At 64.9% G+C, this 17,539-nt stretch carries 21 protein-coding genes; 13 read left to right on the top strand and 8 right to left on the bottom strand.

Annotation, left to right across the window (positions count from 1 at the left end):
* The gene (locus ACS7SF_RS09630) at window positions 1–681 is read left to right on the top strand and encodes a hypothetical protein (RefSeq protein WP_439889581.1); all 681 of its coding nucleotides are present in this window, start codon (window positions 1–3) and stop codon (window positions 679–681) included.
* A 466-nt stretch (window positions 682–1,147) separates the two neighbouring features.
* Here ACS7SF_RS09630 and ACS7SF_RS09625 read toward each other — a convergent pair whose 3' ends face one another.
* The 3 genes from ACS7SF_RS09625 to ACS7SF_RS09615 form a co-directional block, all read right to left on the bottom strand.
* On the bottom strand, window positions 1,148–1,372 hold the full coding sequence (locus tag ACS7SF_RS09625; RefSeq protein WP_439889580.1) for a hypothetical protein: 225 nt from the start codon (window positions 1,370–1,372) through the stop codon (window positions 1,148–1,150).
* Window positions 1,373–1,481: 109 nt separating this feature from the next.
* On the bottom strand, window positions 1,482–1,922 hold the full coding sequence (locus ACS7SF_RS09620; protein WP_439889579.1) for an acyl-CoA thioesterase: 441 nt from the start codon (window positions 1,920–1,922) through the stop codon (window positions 1,482–1,484).
* A gap of 67 nt (window positions 1,923–1,989) precedes the next feature.
* On the bottom strand, window positions 1,990–2,787 hold the full coding sequence (locus ACS7SF_RS09615) for an IclR family transcriptional regulator (protein WP_439889578.1): 798 nt from the start codon (window positions 2,785–2,787) through the stop codon (window positions 1,990–1,992).
* 205 nt (window positions 2,788–2,992) lie between these two features.
* Between ACS7SF_RS09615 and ACS7SF_RS09610 the strand changes: the two genes are divergently transcribed.
* The 7 genes from ACS7SF_RS09610 to ACS7SF_RS09580 all read left to right on the top strand — a co-directional run bounded on the left by ACS7SF_RS09610 (window position 2,993) and on the right by ACS7SF_RS09580 (window position 9,385).
* Window positions 2,993–3,754, top strand: a complete 762-nt coding sequence (locus tag ACS7SF_RS09610) for an ABC transporter substrate-binding protein (protein WP_439889577.1) — start codon at window positions 2,993–2,995, stop codon at window positions 3,752–3,754.
* A 14-nt stretch (window positions 3,755–3,768) separates the two neighbouring features.
* Window positions 3,769–4,440: an ectoine/hydroxyectoine ABC transporter permease subunit EhuD gene (gene ehuD, locus ACS7SF_RS09605; RefSeq protein WP_439889576.1), complete on the top strand. Its 672-nt coding sequence runs from the start codon at window positions 3,769–3,771 to the stop codon at window positions 4,438–4,440.
* A gap of 2 nt (window positions 4,441–4,442) precedes the next feature.
* Entirely contained in the window at window positions 4,443–5,204 is a 762-nt protein-coding gene (locus tag ACS7SF_RS09600) for an amino acid ABC transporter ATP-binding protein (RefSeq protein ID WP_439892731.1), read from the top strand.
* On the top strand, window positions 5,201–6,511 hold the full coding sequence (locus ACS7SF_RS09595; RefSeq protein WP_439889575.1) for an NAD(P)/FAD-dependent oxidoreductase: 1,311 nt from the start codon (window positions 5,201–5,203) through the stop codon (window positions 6,509–6,511). Before ACS7SF_RS09600 ends, ACS7SF_RS09595 begins: the two co-directional genes overlap by 4 nt.
* Window positions 6,512–6,587: 76 nt before the next feature.
* Entirely contained in the window at window positions 6,588–7,382 is a 795-nt protein-coding gene (locus tag ACS7SF_RS09590; protein ID WP_439889574.1) for a COG4705 family protein, read from the top strand.
* Between the two features lie 18 nt (window positions 7,383–7,400).
* Window positions 7,401–8,066: a response regulator transcription factor gene (locus tag ACS7SF_RS09585; RefSeq protein ID WP_439889573.1), complete on the top strand. Its 666-nt coding sequence runs from the start codon at window positions 7,401–7,403 to the stop codon at window positions 8,064–8,066.
* Window positions 8,042–9,385, top strand: a complete 1,344-nt coding sequence (locus ACS7SF_RS09580; RefSeq protein WP_439889572.1) for an ATP-binding protein — start codon at window positions 8,042–8,044, stop codon at window positions 9,383–9,385. Before ACS7SF_RS09585 ends, ACS7SF_RS09580 begins: the two co-directional genes overlap by 25 nt.
* Before the next feature lie 10 nt (window positions 9,386–9,395).
* Here ACS7SF_RS09580 and ACS7SF_RS09575 read toward each other — a convergent pair whose 3' ends face one another.
* Window positions 9,396–9,668, bottom strand: coding sequence for a metal/formaldehyde-sensitive transcriptional repressor (locus ACS7SF_RS09575; RefSeq protein WP_439889571.1), 273 nt, complete (start codon window positions 9,666–9,668; stop codon window positions 9,396–9,398).
* A 103-nt stretch (window positions 9,669–9,771) separates the two neighbouring features.
* Between ACS7SF_RS09575 and ACS7SF_RS09570 the strand changes: the two genes are divergently transcribed.
* A complete protein-coding gene (locus tag ACS7SF_RS09570; RefSeq protein ID WP_439889570.1) occupies window positions 9,772–10,884 on the top strand; it encodes a nickel/cobalt efflux protein RcnA in 1,113 nt (370 codons plus the stop codon).
* Window positions 10,885–11,117: 233 nt separating this feature from the next.
* The gene (locus ACS7SF_RS09565) at window positions 11,118–11,426 is read left to right on the top strand and encodes a hypothetical protein (protein WP_439889569.1); all 309 of its coding nucleotides are present in this window, start codon (window positions 11,118–11,120) and stop codon (window positions 11,424–11,426) included.
* Between the two features lie 62 nt (window positions 11,427–11,488).
* Here the strand turns inward: ACS7SF_RS09565 and ACS7SF_RS09560 are convergent, their stop codons facing one another.
* The gene (locus ACS7SF_RS09560; RefSeq protein ID WP_439889568.1) at window positions 11,489–12,385 is read right to left on the bottom strand and encodes a LysR family transcriptional regulator; all 897 of its coding nucleotides are present in this window, start codon (window positions 12,383–12,385) and stop codon (window positions 11,489–11,491) included.
* Window positions 12,386–12,482: 97 nt separating this feature from the next.
* On the opposite strand from ACS7SF_RS09560, the gene tam reads away from it, so the two are divergent.
* A complete protein-coding gene (gene tam, locus ACS7SF_RS09555) occupies window positions 12,483–13,265 on the top strand; it encodes a trans-aconitate 2-methyltransferase (RefSeq protein WP_439889567.1) in 783 nt (260 codons plus the stop codon).
* An 11-nt stretch (window positions 13,266–13,276) separates the two neighbouring features.
* Here the strand turns inward: tam and argC are convergent, their stop codons facing one another.
* Window positions 13,277–14,203 carry an N-acetyl-gamma-glutamyl-phosphate reductase gene (gene argC, locus ACS7SF_RS09550; protein WP_439889566.1) on the bottom strand — a complete coding sequence of 309 codons (927 nt, stop codon included), beginning with the start codon at window positions 14,201–14,203 and terminating at the stop codon, window positions 13,277–13,279.
* A gap of 115 nt (window positions 14,204–14,318) precedes the next feature.
* Between argC and ACS7SF_RS09545 the strand changes: the two genes are divergently transcribed.
* Window positions 14,319–15,203, top strand: coding sequence for a LysR family transcriptional regulator (locus ACS7SF_RS09545; protein ID WP_439889565.1), 885 nt, complete (start codon window positions 14,319–14,321; stop codon window positions 15,201–15,203).
* A 15-nt stretch (window positions 15,204–15,218) separates the two neighbouring features.
* Here the strand turns inward: ACS7SF_RS09545 and ACS7SF_RS09540 are convergent, their stop codons facing one another.
* Entirely contained in the window at window positions 15,219–15,734 is a 516-nt protein-coding gene (locus ACS7SF_RS09540; RefSeq protein WP_439889564.1) for an RNA polymerase sigma factor, read from the bottom strand.
* 3 nt (window positions 15,735–15,737) lie between these two features.
* Window positions 15,738–15,968 carry a YgaP family membrane protein gene (locus ACS7SF_RS09535; RefSeq protein ID WP_439889563.1) on the bottom strand — a complete coding sequence of 77 codons (231 nt, stop codon included), beginning with the start codon at window positions 15,966–15,968 and terminating at the stop codon, window positions 15,738–15,740.
* Window positions 15,969–16,244: 276 nt separating this feature from the next.
* Between ACS7SF_RS09535 and ACS7SF_RS09530 the strand changes: the two genes are divergently transcribed.
* Window positions 16,245–17,537, top strand: a complete 1,293-nt coding sequence (locus tag ACS7SF_RS09530; RefSeq protein ID WP_439889562.1) for an MFS transporter — start codon at window positions 16,245–16,247, stop codon at window positions 17,535–17,537.
* Window positions 17,538–17,539 lie beyond the last annotated feature (2 nt).

The following is a 17,539-nucleotide window of genomic DNA, read 5'->3' as shown; positions in this document are numbered from 1 at the left end:
ATGAAGGTCTATGACAAGGAGCGACGCCATCCTGCGCCCTCTGACGTGGTAGCGCAGGCCCTCGGCTACAAAGGTGCCGCTAACGGCGCAGCCGCGGCTACGCTCGCGTCGCTTCGGTATTACGGACTGATTGAGCGGCCGAAAGACGGCTTTTTGGCCGCCAGCAAGGACCTGGAAGCATTTAAGTTCGCGCCGACGGAAGAGGTGCGGCGGGCGCTGATCCATAAATGGCTGAAGACGCCACAAATCTTCTCGGACATGCTCGCGCAGTATGGAGAGCACCTACCATCTGACGCGAACATCCGATACGACTTGATCCAGCGCGGATTCATGCCTGCGGCGGCCGAGAACTTTGTTGGCGTGTTTCGCCGGTCGGTGGAGTATGCCGGCCCCGTACACATGACGGGCGCCCCGCAGACACAGCCGGAAGAATCAGCAGAAGACACCTCTTCAGAGGTAATTCAACCGAGTCCGGAGGCACAGCAGCGCAGCGACAAAGCTAGCTCAGAACTCAATCGAGGTCAGACCGCAGCAATTGATCTCCGAGAGGACGTCGTAAGAGTCCCGATTCGATTACCTCAAGGGCGATTCGCATGGCTGGAACTTCCAGTGCCGTTTTTTGAAGCCGACAAAGAGCGCATAAAAGCGCACATTGATCTACAACTCACGGACGACGAGTAGCCCCAAAAGAAAAGCCTTGTGTAGCGCCAACTACACAAGGCTCGTCATCTCCTCGGGCAAGGGAGTTGCCCTCAAGGAGGCCGGGAACAATCCCAAGTATGCGCGCGGATTATATTCTGCGGAGGATTGCCGGTGTCAAGTAGCTCCCGCTTTTGGAGGATTAGTGCATGGCACCGATCGACCGCCCGGCTCCGCCGGGGTACCGCTGGGTTTGCTGCAAGAGCGTCAAGCATTGGCGTACCGGGAAGCAGATTTACCCCAAGAACGCTGACTGCTTCATGTTCTTGGTTCGTGCCCGCTAACGCAGGCGCGAATTTGGCGCAGAGTTGCCGAGCCCTGTGACTTCGATCGCAGGGCTTTTTTTTGCAGCGTTGGCTCTTCGCTCAGATTCAATAGGCAAACCCCAAAAAACAAAAACCCCGCCAACCGGCGGGGTCCCCCAAATCCTTTTGAGCCTGCAAGCGCATCAAGCCTGCGGCGCAGCCCCATCTTCCGGAGCGGCCTCGGCGCCTTCGGCCTTGGTTTCGTCTTCCTTCTTTTCCAGCATGCCTTCCAGCGCGCCCGCGCCCTTGAAGCCGGCCACGGCGGCAACAGCCTTGGTCAGCAGGCCGGCATCCGGATCGACTTTCTCGGCGGCTTCGACGGCGGCGACGGCGCCGGCAATCTTGCCCACTTCATCCAACAGTCCCATGGACACCTCCGCGTGATTGAACGGGAGAGCCATCTTCCCACCGGCAAGTGACAGAAGCGCAAACAAAGTTAAAAATTTTTCGCCGGCGTTCGTTTGCGTACGTCGCGCATCACTCCGCTTCGGCGCCGGCCGGGGCGATGGTGAGGGCGGCGAGGCGCTGGCGTGCGCTATCGCTAATCGGCGCCGATTGGCGCGTGCTGACGTCGATCTGCACGATCACCGATTGCGAGGTGGCGGCGCAGCGGCCGTTCTGGAAGATGGCCTGTTCGAGCTTGACGGAGCTGCGCCCCACATTCGCCACGCGCGTGCCGATCTGCACAGAGCCGGGCCAGAGGATTTCGTTGCGGAAGTCGAGCACGAGCTGCGCGATGACGAACTCGCAGCCGGGTGCGGCGAGCGGGTTGTCCGGTGTGAACAGCATCTCGACGCGACCCGTTTCCAGGTACGTGGCGAAGACGGCGTTGTTGATATGGCCCTGGCGGTCGGTGTCGCCGTAGCGGAGCTTGTCGGTGGACAGCAGCGGGAAGTCGGTGATCGACGGGAGCGTCATGGCGATGTGGGGTGAGGCGAGGGTGTGGGCATTGTGCCGGGCTTTGCCGGCTGGCGCAGATGGCACCTCACCCCAACGCCCGCACCGACGTACTGATCGCCCGCGCACATTGCAGCAGCGCGGGGCCGAGCTTGGTTTCCATTTCTTCCGGCGTCCACCGCCCGGTGGGGGCGACCAGGTGAATCGCGCCCAGCGCGCGCCCATTGCTGCTGACGATGGGCGCGGCGATGGTCATGTCGCCGAGGAACAGCTCTTCGCAGTTGACGGCGTAACCACGCTGGCGCGCCTGGCGCAGCGTTTCCATGATGTCGGCCACGTCGGTGCGCGTGTGCATGGTGTGCTCCACTCGCTGCGAGGCTTCGACGATGGCCTGCGCCTCGGGTATCGGTAGCGCGCTCAGGTAGGCCCGGCCCGATGCCGTGCAGTACATCGGGATGCGGCTGCCGATAGGCATGTGCACCGGCACGAAATGCGCGCTCACAAAGCGGGCGACATACACCATCTCGTTCTGATCGGGCTCGGTCAGGCACGAGGTTTCGGTGGTCAGCTTGGTGAGTTCGGCCAGGAAGGGGTTGGCCACGTCGATGAGCGTGTCGGCGGCGAGGTAGTTGAAGCCGATCTTCATGACCGCCGGGGTGAGCTGGTAGCGCCGCGTTTGCGGATGCTTGCGCAGGTAGCCGAGCTGTTCGAGCGTGTAGACCATGCGCTGCGCCGAGCTTTTGTTGATGCCGGCGGCGGCGGCCACTTCGGCAATCGTCATGGTGCGGCGCTGCGCGTTGAAGGCGCCCAGCACGGCCAGCCCTTTCTCCAGCGACTGGTTGAACAGCAGGTCGGGCGAGTCAGCGGTATCGGCAGCTTCGGTCATGACAAGTGGCGCCTAAGTGGCGCTTCCAGGGCAAATCAACGCGTGAAGAATCGCATATCGATTCATATACGTCGATTAGTGGTTTTCCATAGTTATATATCGATGCAATGCATTCGAATATTGGCACAAGCATTGCATCACATTGAGCCAGTCCCCGTGCATGCGCGTTCGGGGTGCGTCTTTTTCCGTTGCCTGGAGGATTGCCATGTCTGTCGTCACCACTTTCCGTCGCGCTGCACTGGCCTTGTGCATGGTCGGCACCGCATCGTTCGCGTGGGCCCAGTCCACGCCCACCTACAACGTGGGTGCCACGGCGACCGGCGTGCCGTTCACCTTCTTGGATGTGAAGACGAATTCCATCCAAGGGATGATGGTCGACACCGTCACGGCCGTGGGTAAGGCGGGCGGCTTCAATGTGAACGTGCAGCAGACGGTGTTCTCGGCGCTCATCCCATCGCTCACGTCCAACAAGATCGACATCATCTCGGCGGCGATGCTCAAGACGCCGGCACGCGCGCAGGTGGTGGACTTTTCCGACCCGGTGTACTCGTACGGCGAGGGCCTGATCGTCAAAGCGGACGACGCCAAGAACTACGCCACGCTCGATGACCTGAAGGGCGAAGTGGTGGGCGCGCAGGTGGGCACAGTGTTCCTCGACATGCTCAACAAGAAGGGCATCTTCAAGGAAGTGCGCAGCTACGACTCGGTGGCCGACATGACGCGCGACCTGACGCTGAGCCGCATCAAGGCCGGCCTGGGGGATCAACCCATCATCGCGTACCAGATCCGCCAGCACACCTTCCAAGGCGTGAAGCTCGCGCCAAACTACAAACCGGCCAACGTGGGCGACGTCTGCCTGGTGGTGCGTAAGGGCGATACCGAAACGCTCAACCGCATCAACAAGGCCATCGCCAAGATCAAGGCCGACGGCACGCTCGATGCCATCGTGAAGAAGTGGGGCATCTGAGCGGGTAGCGTGCGATGAGTCTGGCAACGTTTCTTGAGAGTGCGCAGGACTTCCTGCCGATCCTGCTGAAGGGCGCGGTGGTCACGGTGGAAGTGACCGTGCTGTCGTTCCTGCTCAGCAGTGTGATCGGCCTGGGGCTGGCGCTGATGCGGTTGTCGCCCATCAAGGCTGTATCCACGGCGGGGGCGACCATCGTCAATATCATTCGCGGGCTGCCGATCATCGTGCAGCTCTTCTACATCTACTTCGTGCTGCCGGACATCGGCATTCAGCTCACGGCATTTCAGGCGGGCGTGATCGGGCTGGGCATTGCGTATTCGGCGTATCAGGCCGAGAACTTCCGCGCCGGCATCGAGGCGGTGGACCCTGGCCAGCGTGAAGCCGCGCAGGCGATGGGCATGCGCGGCGCGCTGATCATGCGGCGCGTGATCCTGCCGCAGGCGTTTCGCATTGCGCTGCCGCCGTACGGCAACACGCTGGTGATGATGCTCAAGGATTCATCACTGGTGTCCACCATCACGGTGGCGGAGATGACGCGCGCGGGGCAGCTCATCGCGTCGTCCACCTTCCAGAACATGACGGTCTACACGCTGGTGGCGCTGCTGTATCTGGTGATGAGCCTGCCGCTGGTGTTCGGCCTGCGCCGGCTGGAACGCCACATGGGTGCGGGGAGGGCCCAACGATGACGATGATCGAGATCCGTGACTTGCAGAAGCACTTTAGCGACCACCACGTGCTGCGCGGCGTGAGCCTGCATGTGAACAAGGGCGAGGTCGTCTGCCTGATCGGCCCATCGGGCTCGGGCAAATCGACCGTCCTGCGTTGCATCAACGGGCTGGAGTCGTATGACGGCGGCGAGATCCGCGCCTTTGGCGAACGCGTCGATCAGCACAACAAAGGCATCCACACCTTGCGCAGCCGCATGGGCATGGTGTTCCAGCGTTTCAACCTGTTCCCACACCGCAGCGTGCTGGAAAACGTGATGGAAGGCCCCGTCTACGTGAAGGGCGAACGCCCGGAAGCGGCACGTGCGAAGGCGCTGGCGTTACTGGAAAAGGTGGGCCTCGCTGCCAAGGCACAGGCTTACCCCGCGCAACTCTCTGGCGGCCAGCAGCAGCGCGTGGCGATTGCCCGTGCGCTGGCGATGGAGCCCGAGGCGATGCTGTTCGACGAGCCCACCTCTGCACTCGACCCCGAACTCGTCGGCGATGTGCTGGAGGTGATGCGCGCCCTCGCTCGCGAGGGCATGACGATGATCGTCGTCACGCACGAGATGGGCTTTGCGCGCGAGGTGGCCGACCGCGTGTGCTTCCTGCACAGCGGCACGATCGTCGAAGAAGGGCCGGCCGCGCAGGTGCTGGGCGCACCGCGTCAGCCGCGCACGCAAGATTTTCTGCGCCGCGTGCTGCACAAACCCGTGGATGCGCCTGCGGGAGACCTCGTGCCATGACGCAGCCGCATCTCGACATGGCTACCGGCGGTGAGCCGCTGCCGCCGTCGCTGTGGGCGGCCACCGCGCCCGCAGCACCGCCCACGCCACCGCTGCTGGAATCGATCACCACCGACGTGCTCGTCATCGGCGGTGGCTACACGGGGCTATCGACCGCACTGCATCTGGCTGAACGCGGCACCCAGGTCACCGTGCTGGAAGCCAACGATCCAGGCTGGGGCGCCTCCGGGCGCAACGGCGGGCAGGTCAATCCGACGCTCAAGCACGACCCGGATGAGCTGGTGAGCCTGTTCGGTGCCGCGCGTGCGGAGCCGCTGATCGATGCCGTTTCACGCTCCGCCGATCTGGTGTTCGATCTGATTGAGCGCCACCACATCGACTGCCAACCCGCGCGCGCGGGCTGGCTGCAGCTCTCGTATTCCGACAAGGCGGTGCCGGCGCTACATGCGCGCGCGCGGCAGTGGGAAAAGCGCGGCGTGCCGGTGGAAGTGCTGGATCGCGCGGCGGTCGCCAAGCGCGTCGGCACCGAGGCATTTGCGGGCGCGTGGCTCGACGGCCGTGCCGGCGCCATCCAGCCGATGGCGTATGCGCGCGGGTTGGTGCGCGCCGCACAACAAGCGGGCGCCGCTGTGCATGGCAACACCACTGTCACGGCGCTGGAACGCCAAGGTACGCAATGGGTTGCTGCCACCAGCACGGGCGCCAGAGTGCGTGCGCAGCGCGTGGTGATCGGCACCAACGGCTACACCGGCCCGCTGTGGCCAGGGCTGGCACAGACCGTGCTCTCTGCCAACAGCTTCATCGTCGCCACCAAGCCGCTCAAGACGGCGGATGCGCAGCGCATCCTGGCACGCGGCGAGACGGCTTCCACCTCGCAACGGCTGCTGCTGTATTTCCGTAAAGACGCAGCCGGGCGCCTGCTCATGGGTGGGCGCGGCTTCTTTACCGAGCCGCGCGATGCGCAGGATTTTGCACACCTTGAACGCTCGCTGGAGTTGTTGTTTCCGCAGTTGGGGCCCTTGGAATATGAATACCGCTGGAGCGGCCGCATCGCCATCACGCGGGATTTCATGCCGCACATTCACGAGCCCGCGCCGGGCCTGACGATGGCGCTTGGCTGCAATGGACGCGGCATCGCGCTATGCACCGGCCTGGGCCAGCATATTGCTGCACGGCTTGCAGGCACTGGCGAGGCGTTTCCGTATCCCGTGTCGCCCATCACGCCGATCCCGCTGCATGGGCTGCAGCGCTTCTACATTGCGGCGGGCGTGGCGTGGTACAGCCTGCTCGACAAGCTGAGCGGCTAGCACGCCGCTATGGGTGACCTAAGTCTGCCCCGGCAGACTCATGCGGAATCTCCCTCCATTCTCCAGGAGAATCCGCATGGCCCTTTCCGCACAGGCACACGCCTCCTCCACACCGGCGCGCAGCAAGCTGCCGGAGATCACCCTGGCGTTCTGGATCATGAAGATCTGCGCCACCACGCTGGGCGAAACCGCGGGCGATCTGCTCTCGATGACACTCAAGATCGGCTATGCCGCCAGCTCGGTGCTGCTGATCGGCGCCTTCCTGGTCGCCCTGACCGCACAACTGCGCAGCAAGGCGTATCACCCGCTGCTGTACTGGGCAGTGATCCTCGCCACCAGCACGGCCGGCACCACGCTGTCGGACTTCATGGACCGCACGCTCGGCCTGGGGTACGCCACGGGTTCGGCCATCCTGGCGAGCCTGCTGTGCGCGGTGCTTGTCTATTGGAAGCTCACGCAGAAGTCGCTGTCGGTCACGCAGGTGCGCGGCGGCGGGCAGGAGTTGCTGTACTGGGGCGCCATCCTCGTATCCAACACGCTGGGCACGGCGCTGGGCGATTTCCTGGCCGATTCGTCGGGGCTGGGTTTTGCGGGCGGCGCGCTGCTCATTGCCGGTGCGATTGCGCTGATTGCGGCGGCGTATTATCTGACCGGCATTTCGCGCGTGGCGCTGTTCTGGATGGCCTTTGTGTTGACGCGGCCGCTCGGTGCCACAGGCGGCGACCTGCTGACCAAGCCCATCAGCGCTGGCGGCCTGAACCTTGGCACGGCGGGCGCATCGGCGGTGCTGCTGGCGATCCTGCTTTTCACCATCGGCTATACGAGCTGGCAGGCGCGGCGCCGCAATAGCGATACGCTGCAATCGGCATAGCAACTCAATACCAACCGCATGCGAGTGCTCCTCGTTGAAGACGACCCGATGATCGGCGCGGCCGTGGAAGCCGCGCTGCAAGACGCCGCCTATGCGGTGGACTGGGTACGCAACGGCCAGACCGCGCTGGACGTGGCCGCACACCAGCACTACGACGTGCTGCTGCTCGACCTCGGCCTGCCCGGCAAAGACGGCCATGCGGTACTCAACAGCCTGCGCACCCGCGACAACCCCGTGCCGGTGCTGATCCTGACGGCGCGCGATGCCGTGGATGAGCGTGTACGCGGCCTCGACGGCGGCGCGGACGACTACATCCTCAAGCCCTTCGAGATGGTCGAACTGCTCGCCCGCATGCGCGCCGTCCTACGCCGCAAGGGTGGGGCAGCGAGCCCCGTGCTGAGCAACGGCGTGCTGACGCTCGACCCTGCCGCACACGAAGCGCGCATGGGTGACGCCGAACCGGTGCAGCTGTCCGCGCGCGAATTTGCGTTGCTGCAGGCGCTCATGCTGCGCCCGGGCGCCATCCTCTCGCGCATGGAGCTGGAAGAGCGCATCTACGGCTGGGGCCACGAGGTGGCGAGTAACGCCGTCGAATTCCTCATCCATGCGTTGCGCAAGAAGCTCGGCGCCGAGGCCATCAAGAATGTGAGGGGCGTGGGATGGATGGTGCCGAGGGGTCAATGACAGCACCTGCTTCCACGGCTGCTTCCGTGCAGCGGCGGCTGTCGGTGTGGCTGTCGGTGATCATCGTGGTGGTGGCGGTGCTGGCCGGCGGCTTTGCGTTTGCGTCAGCGTTCCGCGAAGCGTATGAGCTGCAGGACGACGTGTTGCGCCAGGTTGGGGCGATGTTCGACCCCACGCATCTGCCCGCACCAGACAACCCGGCCGATGCGCCCAAGGTCTCGGACAAGGAGGCACGCGTGATCGTGCGGGTGCTTCCGCCGGCCGATAGCGCGCGCACGACCGACCTGCCCGCGCTGGCCGACGGCATGCAGACCGCGCGCCTGGGCAAGCACGACTACCGCGTGTGGGTCCGCACGCTCGCCAACGGCCAGCGTATCGCCGTCGCGCAGGAAACCGCCGTGCGGGACGAAACCGCCCGCGACAGCGCCATCCGCACCTTGATGCCGTTCCTGATCCTCGTGCCGATCTTGCTGGTGGCCGTCGCCCACGTGCTGCGCAAGATGTTTGCGCCCATCAAGCGCCTCGCGCACGAGGTCGACCAGCGTGACGAACGCCAGTTGCACGCCATCGCCCCCGAAGCCGTGCCCGAAGAAGTGCGGCCGTTCGTGGTGGCGATCAATCGCCTGCTGGCGCGCGTGCAGCAATCGATGGACGCGCAGCACCGCTTCGTCGCCGATGCTGCGCACGAACTACGGACGCCACTGACCGCGCTGTCGCTGCAGGCTGAACGCCTCGCGCAGGCCTCGATGTCGGACGAGGCACAGATGCGCCTGACCACACTGCGCCAAGGGATTGAACGCAACCGCGCTCTGCTTGAGCAGTTGCTCACCCTGGCCCGTGCACAAGAAACCGTGGGGGCACCAACAGGCACTGTGTCCGTACAGCGAGTGTTCCGCCGTGTGCTGGAAGACTTGATGCCGCTGGCCGACGCCAAGCAGCTCGACGTGGGCGTCACCACCGAAGCCGATGCGCAGGTCCGCGCCAATGAGCTGGACCTCTTCGTCGTGGTACGCAATCTGGTGGACAACGCCATCCGCTACACGCCAGAGGGTGGGAGCATCGACCTGTCCGTCATCAGCACGGGCAGCATGGTGTCGATTGCTGTGCAGGACACCGGCCCCGGCATCCCGGCTGATGAACGCGCGCGCGTGTTCGACCCGTTCTACCGTGTGCTGGGCAATGGCGCCACGGGCTCTGGGCTGGGCTTGTCGATTGTGAGTACGGTGGTGCAGCGCCTGGGCGGAGAGACCGTGTTGGGCGAGGCCGATCGCGGTGCCAGCGGATTGCGGGTGACAGTCCGCCTGCCTAAGGCGGATTGAAGGCGTCGCCTTACTTCAAATACGACTTGATCACCTGCATCACGGCATCCAGGTCTTCCTGGCGCTGCGCTTCGGCAGGTTCCTTGACCACGTGATCGGTCAGGTGGCCTTCGATCACGGCGGCCATCAGCCCGTTGACCGCACCGCGAATCGCAGCGATCTGCTGCAGCACGGCCGTGCAATCCCCCTCATCGGCGAGTTGTTTTTCCAGAGCGACCGTCTGCCCCTGAATGCGCCGTACGCGCGCCAGGAGCTTGGCTTTGTCGCGGATGGTGTGGGCCATGGTTCGGGTGGTTTGCGGGTTGCAGAGTCGCCGGAGGGTAGCATGCAGATACTAGGGGGGAGTATACTGCACCGACTTGGAAACCGCCACGGATGGCCCACCCATGACCGCATTCGCCACCCTGTTGCAGCAAGGCAATGCCTGGCTGTTCTTCCCCAGCGCCATCCTGCTGGGCGCATTGCATGGCCTGGAGCCTGGGCATTCCAAGACAATGATGGCGGCGTTCATCGTCGCCATTCGGGGCACGCTGGCGCAGGCGGTGCTGCTGGGGCTGTCGGCCACGGTGTCGCACACCGCGGTGGTGTGGGCGGTGGCCATGGCGGGGCTGTACTTCGGCCGCAATTGGAACGCGGAGACCACCGAGCCGTACTTCCAGGTGGCATCGGCCGTGCTGATCGTGGCCGTGGCAGCCTGGATGATGTGGCGCACGTGGCGCAGCACGCGCGGGCATGACCACGATCACGCGCACAACCATGACGAAGCCAAGCACATCGACACCGGCCACGGCACGGTCCGGCTTGAGGTGTTTGAAGACGGCGTGCCACCACGCTTCCGGCTCACGCGCGAAGGCACACGCGGCCACGCATGGACCGCCGACCAGGTACAGATCATCACTGAGCGACCCGACGGCAGCCGGCAGACGTTTGCGTTCGTGCAGCGCGACGGCTTTCTGGAATCTACCCAGACCATTCCCGAGCCGCACGCCTTCGTGGCGCGGCTGTCGCTTGGGCATGAACACCATCGGCATGATTACGACGTGGATTTCGTTGAACACGACCACGCGCATGCCGACCACGACCACGGTGGGCTGGACGTGTCGTCCGGCGGTTACCAGGACGCCCACGAACGCGCGCACGCCAACGACATCCGCCGCCGCTTCGCCAACCGCGAGGTAACCACCGCGCAGATCATCGTGTTCGGGCTGACCGGCGGGTTGATCCCGTGCCCCGCATCGATCACCGTGCTGCTGCTGTGCCTGCAACTCAAGCAGGTGACGTTGGGCGCCGCGCTGGTGCTGTGCTTCAGCATTGGGCTGGCGTTGACGCTGGTCGCGTCCGGTGCGCTCGCGGCGCTCAGCGTGAAGCACGTATCCAAGCGCTGGAGCGGCTTTGGCGAGTTCGCCAGCAAGGCGCCTTATCTGTCGGGCGTGTTAATTACGCTGGTGGGGCTCTACGTCGGGTGGCAGGGCGTGCACGGCTTGATGCAGCTGGCGTAACCAGCAGCCGACGCGAGCTCCGCCACGCGCACATTTTCTCCGTACTGCATCCACTGCCGGATGCGCTGCTTATCTGTGGGTACAGGGCGGCGCGGAATGATTCTTCACCGATGCAGTGTCAGGTTTGCATGACTACCGCGACCAACCTGTGAGGTTGAGACGGCCAAGCGCCGTCAACGACCTGATGGCGTGCCATGTTGGATGGCACACGTTCACCGCACCAGGAGTTCATCATGCACACCCGCCGCCTCTCGCTGGCATGGCTTGCCACGCTTTCCGCTTCTGCCGCGCTGTTCGCAGCGCTTCCGGCCTCGGCCACGCAACCCAAGTTCGATCCCTATACGCAAGGCGCCGTCGACAAGACGGACCCGTTCACGCAGGGCGCGGATCGCCAAGCCGACACCCGTGGCACGCTGTCGTGGAAGTACGATCGCTTTGACCCGTACGGGCAAGGCGCGGATCGCCAAACCAGCGCACATGACCTGCTTGCATGGCGTGGGGATACACGCTATCCGAGCAGTGCAGAGGGGGCTCGCGGCTGACGGGTCATGTGCGAGGGGAGAGGGCCGGTACGCAGGCGCGGACCGGCTTCCTCGCCACGGCATCAGTTCGTGGGCGTGGCGCCCTCGGCAATGCGGTCATACAACGCACGCGCCGCTGGCGACAACTGCGCCGCCTTGCGCGTCACCAACACCAGCGTGCGCGAGACCACCGGCTCCACCAGTTCAATCGTGCGGATCATCGGGTACGCATTCTTCTGGATGGCGAGCTTTGGCACCACCGCCGCACCCAGCCCCTCGGCGACTAGGCCCAGCGCGGTGGAGCTGCGCTGCACTTCGTAGAACGAATGCAGCGTCACGCCACTGTTTTTGAGCGCGCCGTCCAGCAGGCTGCGGTTGCCGCTGACCTCGCCAGCAAAGATGAGCGGATGCGGTTGTAGCGCCGCCCATCGGATACGCCGCCGCTTGGCCAGCGCATGATCGTCGCGGCAGACCAGCACATACGGGTCGCTCGTCAACGGCACGCTCACGAGTTCTGGGTGCTGATCGCCCGCAATGCTGATACCGAATTCCGCCTCGCGCCGCAGCACCGCTTGCAGTACCGACGCAGAGGCGTGGTCGAGAATCTTCACGCGATCATGCGGACGGTGCTCGGAGAACGCGCGCAGGATGCGCGGCAGGTATTGCACGCCCACCGTCGGCACACACGCAATGGTGATGTCGCCACGCTGGCTCAGGCCCGTCTCGCGAATCTCCGTCAGCGCATCGGACAACTCACCCAACAGCCGCCGCGCCTGCGGCAGAAAACGCTGACCGATTTCCGTCAGCTCCGTGCGGCGCGTGGTGCGCTCCACCAACGCCACGCCCAGAAAAGCTTCCAGTTTGCGCAAGCGCTGCGTGATGGCGGTCTGCGTGACATGCAGCGTATCGGCGGCTTGCGTAAAGCTTCCGCACTCCGCAATCGCCACAAAAGCCTGCACGCCCAGCGTATCGATTTTCATCAGTATTTTGAATCAATCTGGAAATTGAATTCATTTTACTGATGGGTTGTCGCCCTACACAATCCAGCGTCAGGCAAACAACGACAAGGAGCACATCGTGACGACCCCACACGATTGGTACGCCAAGCAATACGTGCAATTTGAAGACGAACGCTCGCGGCCCATCCGCGACTTGCTGGCCGCCGTGCCGCCCACGCCCATCCACGTGGCCATCGACATCGGCTGCGGCCCCGGCAACTCCACCGAAGCCCTGATCGCGCGCGCGCCCGCTGCAGCCGTGCGCGGCATCGACGCTTCCGCCGACATGATCCAGGCCGCACGCAAGCGCCTGCCGGAGGTGCGGTTCGACATCGTCGACATTGCAACGTGGGACGAACCCGGTGCGTATGACCTGATCCTCGCCAATGCGGTGCTGCAGTGGCTGCCCGCGCACGACACGCTGTTTCCGAAGCTGGTCAGCAAGCTCACGGCGGGTGGCCACCTGGCAGTGCAGATGCCGGACAACTTGGACGAGCCCGCACACCGCCTGATGCGCGAAGTGGCCGCCTCAGGGCCCTGGGCAAACAAGCTCAAGGGCGTGGAGCGGACGGAGCGGTTTGATCCGCGCCACTACTACGGGCTGCTCGCCCCGCTGTGCGCGCGCGTGGACGTGTGGCGCACCACGTATCACCACCCGCTGCGCGGCGGCGCCGATGCGGTGGTCGAATGGTTCAAGGGCAGTGCGCTACGTCCGTTCCTCGCTGCGTTGGATGACGACGCCGAACGCAACGCCTTCCTCACGCGCTACCGCGATGCCGTGGCGCAAGGCTACCCAGCACAGGATGACGGCACGGTGCTGCTGCCGTTCCCGCGCTTGTTCATCGTGGCGACGCGCACGTGAGGAGGGCCGCGTCAGCACGCTGCCAACATCAGCCCGAGGTTCTGCACTGCCGCGCCCGACGCCCCTTTGCCGAGGTTGTCGAACACGGCACTCAGTAGGACTTGCCCGTGGTCATTGGCGAAGACGCTCAGGCGCATGTCGTTGGTGCCGTTGAGCGCTTGGGGGTCCAGATGCGACAGCGCTGATGCGTCAGCCAGCGGCATGACTTCAACGTGATCCGCGCCCGCGTAGTGACGCTGCAGGCACGCGTGCAGCGTGGCCGCATCGGTGCGGGGCGCCAGCAGGCGCAACTCGAGTGGCACCGTCAGCACAATGCCCTGGCGATACGCGCCGTACGCAGGCACGAACATCGGGCGCTGCGTGAGGCCGGCGTGCTGCTGAATCTCCGGCGTGTGCTTGTGCGCCAAACCCAACCCATACACCTGAAACGGCAGCGCGTTGCTGGCACCGGGCCCCTCGTAAGCCTCCACCGCCGCGCGACCACCACCGGAATAGCCCGACACCGCGTGAATGCCCACGGGGTAGTCCGTTGGCAACAAACCGGCCTTCACCAGCGGACGCAACAAGCCGATCGCCCCAGTCGGGTAGCAGCCCGGATTGGTCACGCGCGAAGCTGTGGCAACACGCTGCGACTGTTCGGCGGCCATCTCCGGAAACCCATACGTCCAACCCGGCATGGTGCGATGCGCGGAGCTGGCATCGATCACCCGCACGCTTGGGTTGACGATGGACGCCACCGCCTCGCGCGCCGCCGTATCGGGCAAACACAGGATGGCGATATCGCACGCGTTGATGGCCTCGGCACGGCGGTGCGGATCTTTGCGTGCATCCGCAGGCAGCGTCAGCAGTTGCAGATCCGTGCGGCCACGCAGGCGTTCGTGAATCTGCAAGCCGGTAGTGCCTTGGTCACCGTCGATAAAGAGGAGGGGCGTGGACATGGCGGAGTCCTCTGCAGTCGGTGTGTGTGAGCGATGTGTGAGCCGCCATCTTCGGCTGCCGCCTAGAATATGAAAAGTTGAATTTCCCAACCACCACATTCAGCGTTTCTGAACCATGCGAGAAATCAGCCTCGACCGTCTGCGCACCCTGGTGGAAGTGGCCGACCGCAGCTCCTTTGCCGAAGCGGCCCGCGCGCTGCATCTGGCGCCGCCCACCGTGAGCATGCACATCGCCGAGCTGGAAGGCCGCGTGGGCGCGCCGCTGCTCTCGCGCAAGCGCGGGCAGGTGCAGCCGACCGCCATCGGGCAGGTGATGGTGGAACGCGCCCGCAAGCTGCTGGCCGATGCCGAACAGGCCCTGGACGACATCCAACGCCAAGTGCAAGGCCTGAGCGGGCGCGTGCGGCTGGGGGCCTCCACTGGTGCGATCGCCCACCTGCTGCCACAGGCGCTGGACGCGCTGCGGCAAGACCACCCCGGCATCGACGTGCAGGTGGCGGTGCTGACCTCGCAGGAAACACTGAGCAAGCTGGCGGAAGGTGCGCTGGATGTCGGCCTGGTGGCATTGCCGCAATCGCAGGTGGCGGGGCTCAGCATCAAGCCATGGCGTCGCGATCCCGTCATGGCTTTTTTGCCCGCACACTGGACAAGCCCCACCCGCATCACGCCTGCATGGCTCGCAGCGCAGCCGTTGATCCTGAACGACACCACCACGCGGCTCTCGCGCCAGACCATGGAGTGGTTTGCCGCCGACGGCCACCACCCCGTGCCGCGCATCCAGCTCAACTACAACGACGCCATCAAGAGCCTCGTCGCCGCGGGCTACGGTGCGACGCTGTTGCCGCACGAAGCCTCCGCCGCACCGGCAGACACGCGCATCATCATGCGGCCCCTGCGGCCTGCCTTGTGGCGCGAACTCGGCGTCGCGCATCGCGCCGGGCATGTTGAGCGATCGACGCAGCACGTGTTGGACGCACTGTGGGCACTGCGGGCAAAGTAGTCCGGCCCGCCACCTTCAGCCAAGCAAGTACTCGCGCGTGAGCTGCCGTGCCCGGTGCAGGCGGCTCTTCACTGCCGCGCGGGTCTCGTGCAGTTGGTCGGCAATCTCGCCGATGGTCATCTCGTTCAGATCGCGCAGCACGATGATCTCGCGATAGTGCGCGGGCAGGGATTCCAGCGCGGCGGCGATGTCGTGACGCAGGTCGTCGACGGGTTGGCGTGCAAGCCAGGCCTCCACCTTGTCGTCATCCCAGGGGTCGGTGGAAAGCGCCTTGCGCGCCATGCGGTGGCACTCGCGGCGCACGATGGCAAACAGCCAGCTGGAGAACGCCGCCGCCGCGCGCAGCGAGCCCACCTTGCGTGACAGCACCAGCAGGCTTTCCTGCACAGCGTCATCCACGTCGGAGATCAGGCAGTTGCGCTGCGCATAGCGGCGAATATCGGGCTGGCAGACGGCCAGCAGGCGCTCGATGGCCGATACGTCACCCGCGCGGGCGGCATCGAGCAGGGGCTGGTGACGGACCAGATCCATAGCTCAGTTCCGCGGGGGTTGTTGCAGCTTGCGGCCGACCAGCGCACATGCCGGGCAGAAGCCGACCACACCCGTCAGGCCAAACCCGGCACCGGCGGCGGCCAACAGCCAGTTCCACGGCGCGGCGGCCAAGGCCAGCCCGCCAGCAATCACGGCCAACGCCAGCACGATGCGCACGGCGCGCTCCCAGTTCGGCACGTTTTTCACATACAGCGCAGTTTTCAGAAACGACATGATGTTCTCCAAAAGGGGGCGGACGAAAGGTGAGGGAAGTCCTCGCCCCCTAAGAGGCGCCAGCACGCCAAACGGATTCGCATCCGCGAAAAAATTTCGAGGGCCGGCGCAAACACGCGCACGATGACCTGCCTTCCAGGCTGGTTATGCAGATTCGAGTTTGACTTCTTGTGTCGCGACAACTATCGTAAGATATGTTTTCAGACACAACACGGTGTGCCGCCCAGCCAGCCCGGCAGTCTGGGCATGCTGTCTCCTCGCTCTCTTCTCACCCTCATGCCCCTACTTGAACCCACCCGCGAGCGCCGCCTGCTCTGGCTGCTGGCGCTCACGCAGTTCACCGTCATCATGGATTTCATGGTGATGATGCCGCTTGGCCCGCAGATCATGCACACGTTTGGCATTGGTCCGGCGGCGTTTGCCACGGCCGTGTCGGTGTATTCGCTGTGCTCCGGCGCCTCCGGCCTGCTGGCCGCCACCTACACCGACCGCTTCGACCGGCGCCGCCTGCTGCTGGCCGTCTATGGCCTCTTCACCCTGGCCAACCTGGCCTGCGCGCTGTCCAACAGCTACGCCATGCTGCTGTTTGCGCGTGCGTTTGCAGGCGTCACGGGCGGCGTGCTCGGCTCGATCATCATGGCAGTGCTGTCGGATGTGATTCCGCCCGCGCGGCGCGGTGCGGCGACCGGTGTGGTGATGTCGTCGTTTGCGCTGGCCGCCATGGCCGGCGTGCCAGTGGGCGTGGCCCTCGGTGCGCACCTCGGCTGGACGGCACCGTTCTTCCTGCTGACGGCGCTGACGGTGCTGATCTGGCTGGGCGCACGCCAAACGGTGCCGCCCCTGACCGCTCACCTGACTGGCGCCAGCCAGACACCGCGCGAGATCCTCACCGGCCTGTGGCAGTTGCTGACCCACCCGCGCCATCTGCGTGCCTTCCTGCTGACCTTCGTGATGATGGGTTCGCACATGCTGGTGATTCCGTTCATCTCGCCGGTGCTGGTGGCCAACCACGGCGTGGCACCGCAAGACTTGGCCTGGCTGTATGTGGCGGGCGGGGCGGCGTCGTTCTTCAGCTCGCGCGCAGTCGGCAAGCTGGCCGATCGCTACGGCCGCCGCCGCGTGTTCGTGGCGGCTGCGCTGCTGGCGTTCATTCCGGTGCTGGTGATGACGCATCTGCCCGACTGGCCGTTCATCGGCATGCTGCTGTTCTTCCCGTGCTTCATGGTGGTGCTGTCCAGCCGCATGGTCCCAATGCAGGCGCTGATGACCACTGTGCCCAACCCGCAGGTGCGCGGCGCGTTTCTGTCGGCCAACAGTGCGGTCATGTCGGTGGGAACGGGCGTGGGCGCGTGGGTCGGTGGGCTGCTGCTCAGCAACGGCGCGGGCGGCCACATTGAAGGCTACGGGCTCAACGGCTGGCTGGCCGTGGCGGCGGGGCTGTTCTCCGTGTTCTGGGTGAGCCAGGTGAAGGGGTCTGACGAACGCGGTGATCCGTCGCTTGCCACGCCTGCGGCTCCGCAATCGGTGCCACATGCCGTGCCGCAAGCGGCGCAGCGCGATAAGGTGTAAGG

Source organism: Ralstonia sp. 25C, from assembly GCF_051904805.1.
In the GTDB taxonomy this organism is placed as follows: Bacteria; Pseudomonadota; Gammaproteobacteria; order Burkholderiales; family Burkholderiaceae; genus Ralstonia.
This window is presented reverse-complemented; position numbering and strand designations above follow the sequence as displayed.

Bases quoted from the DNA above. Each gene is read 5' to 3' on its own strand.
- ACS7SF_RS09610 (WP_439889577.1), top strand. From the start codon at position 2,993: ATGTCTGTCGTCACCACTTTCCGTCGCGCTGCACTGGCCTTGTGCATG.
- ehuD (WP_439889576.1), top strand. From the start codon at position 3,769: ATGAGTCTGGCAACGTTTCTTGAGAGTGCGCAGGACTTCCTGCCGATC.
- ACS7SF_RS09560 (WP_439889568.1), bottom strand. From the start codon at position 12,385: ATGAAAATCGATACGCTGGGCGTGCAGGCTTTTGTGGCGATTGCGGAG.
- ACS7SF_RS09535 (WP_439889563.1), bottom strand. From the start codon at position 15,968: ATGTCGTTTCTGAAAACTGCGCTGTATGTGAAAAACGTGCCGAACTGG.
- ACS7SF_RS09630 (WP_439889581.1), top strand. From the start codon at position 1: ATGAAGGTCTATGACAAGGAGCGACGCCATCCTGCGCCCTCTGACGTG.
- ACS7SF_RS09540 (WP_439889564.1), bottom strand. From the start codon at position 15,734: ATGGATCTGGTCCGTCACCAGCCCCTGCTCGATGCCGCCCGCGCGGGT.
- ACS7SF_RS09570 (WP_439889570.1), top strand. From the start codon at position 9,772: ATGACCGCATTCGCCACCCTGTTGCAGCAAGGCAATGCCTGGCTGTTC.
- ACS7SF_RS09595 (WP_439889575.1), top strand. From the start codon at position 5,201: ATGACGCAGCCGCATCTCGACATGGCTACCGGCGGTGAGCCGCTGCCG.
- ACS7SF_RS09600 (WP_439892731.1), top strand. From the start codon at position 4,443: ATGATCGAGATCCGTGACTTGCAGAAGCACTTTAGCGACCACCACGTG.
- ACS7SF_RS09565 (WP_439889569.1), top strand. From the start codon at position 11,118: ATGCACACCCGCCGCCTCTCGCTGGCATGGCTTGCCACGCTTTCCGCT.
- argC (WP_439889566.1), bottom strand. From the start codon at position 14,203: ATGTCCACGCCCCTCCTCTTTATCGACGGTGACCAAGGCACTACCGGC.
- ACS7SF_RS09545 (WP_439889565.1), top strand. From the start codon at position 14,319: ATGCGAGAAATCAGCCTCGACCGTCTGCGCACCCTGGTGGAAGTGGCC.
- ACS7SF_RS09625 (WP_439889580.1), bottom strand. From the start codon at position 1,372: ATGGGACTGTTGGATGAAGTGGGCAAGATTGCCGGCGCCGTCGCCGCC.
- ACS7SF_RS09620 (WP_439889579.1), bottom strand. From the start codon at position 1,922: ATGACGCTCCCGTCGATCACCGACTTCCCGCTGCTGTCCACCGACAAG.
- ACS7SF_RS09585 (WP_439889573.1), top strand. From the start codon at position 7,401: ATGCGAGTGCTCCTCGTTGAAGACGACCCGATGATCGGCGCGGCCGTG.
- ACS7SF_RS09575 (WP_439889571.1), bottom strand. From the start codon at position 9,668: ATGGCCCACACCATCCGCGACAAAGCCAAGCTCCTGGCGCGCGTACGG.
- ACS7SF_RS09530 (WP_439889562.1), top strand. From the start codon at position 16,245: ATGCCCCTACTTGAACCCACCCGCGAGCGCCGCCTGCTCTGGCTGCTG.
- ACS7SF_RS09580 (WP_439889572.1), top strand. From the start codon at position 8,042: ATGGATGGTGCCGAGGGGTCAATGACAGCACCTGCTTCCACGGCTGCT.
- ACS7SF_RS09590 (WP_439889574.1), top strand. From the start codon at position 6,588: ATGGCCCTTTCCGCACAGGCACACGCCTCCTCCACACCGGCGCGCAGC.
- ACS7SF_RS09615 (WP_439889578.1), bottom strand. From the start codon at position 2,787: ATGACCGAAGCTGCCGATACCGCTGACTCGCCCGACCTGCTGTTCAAC.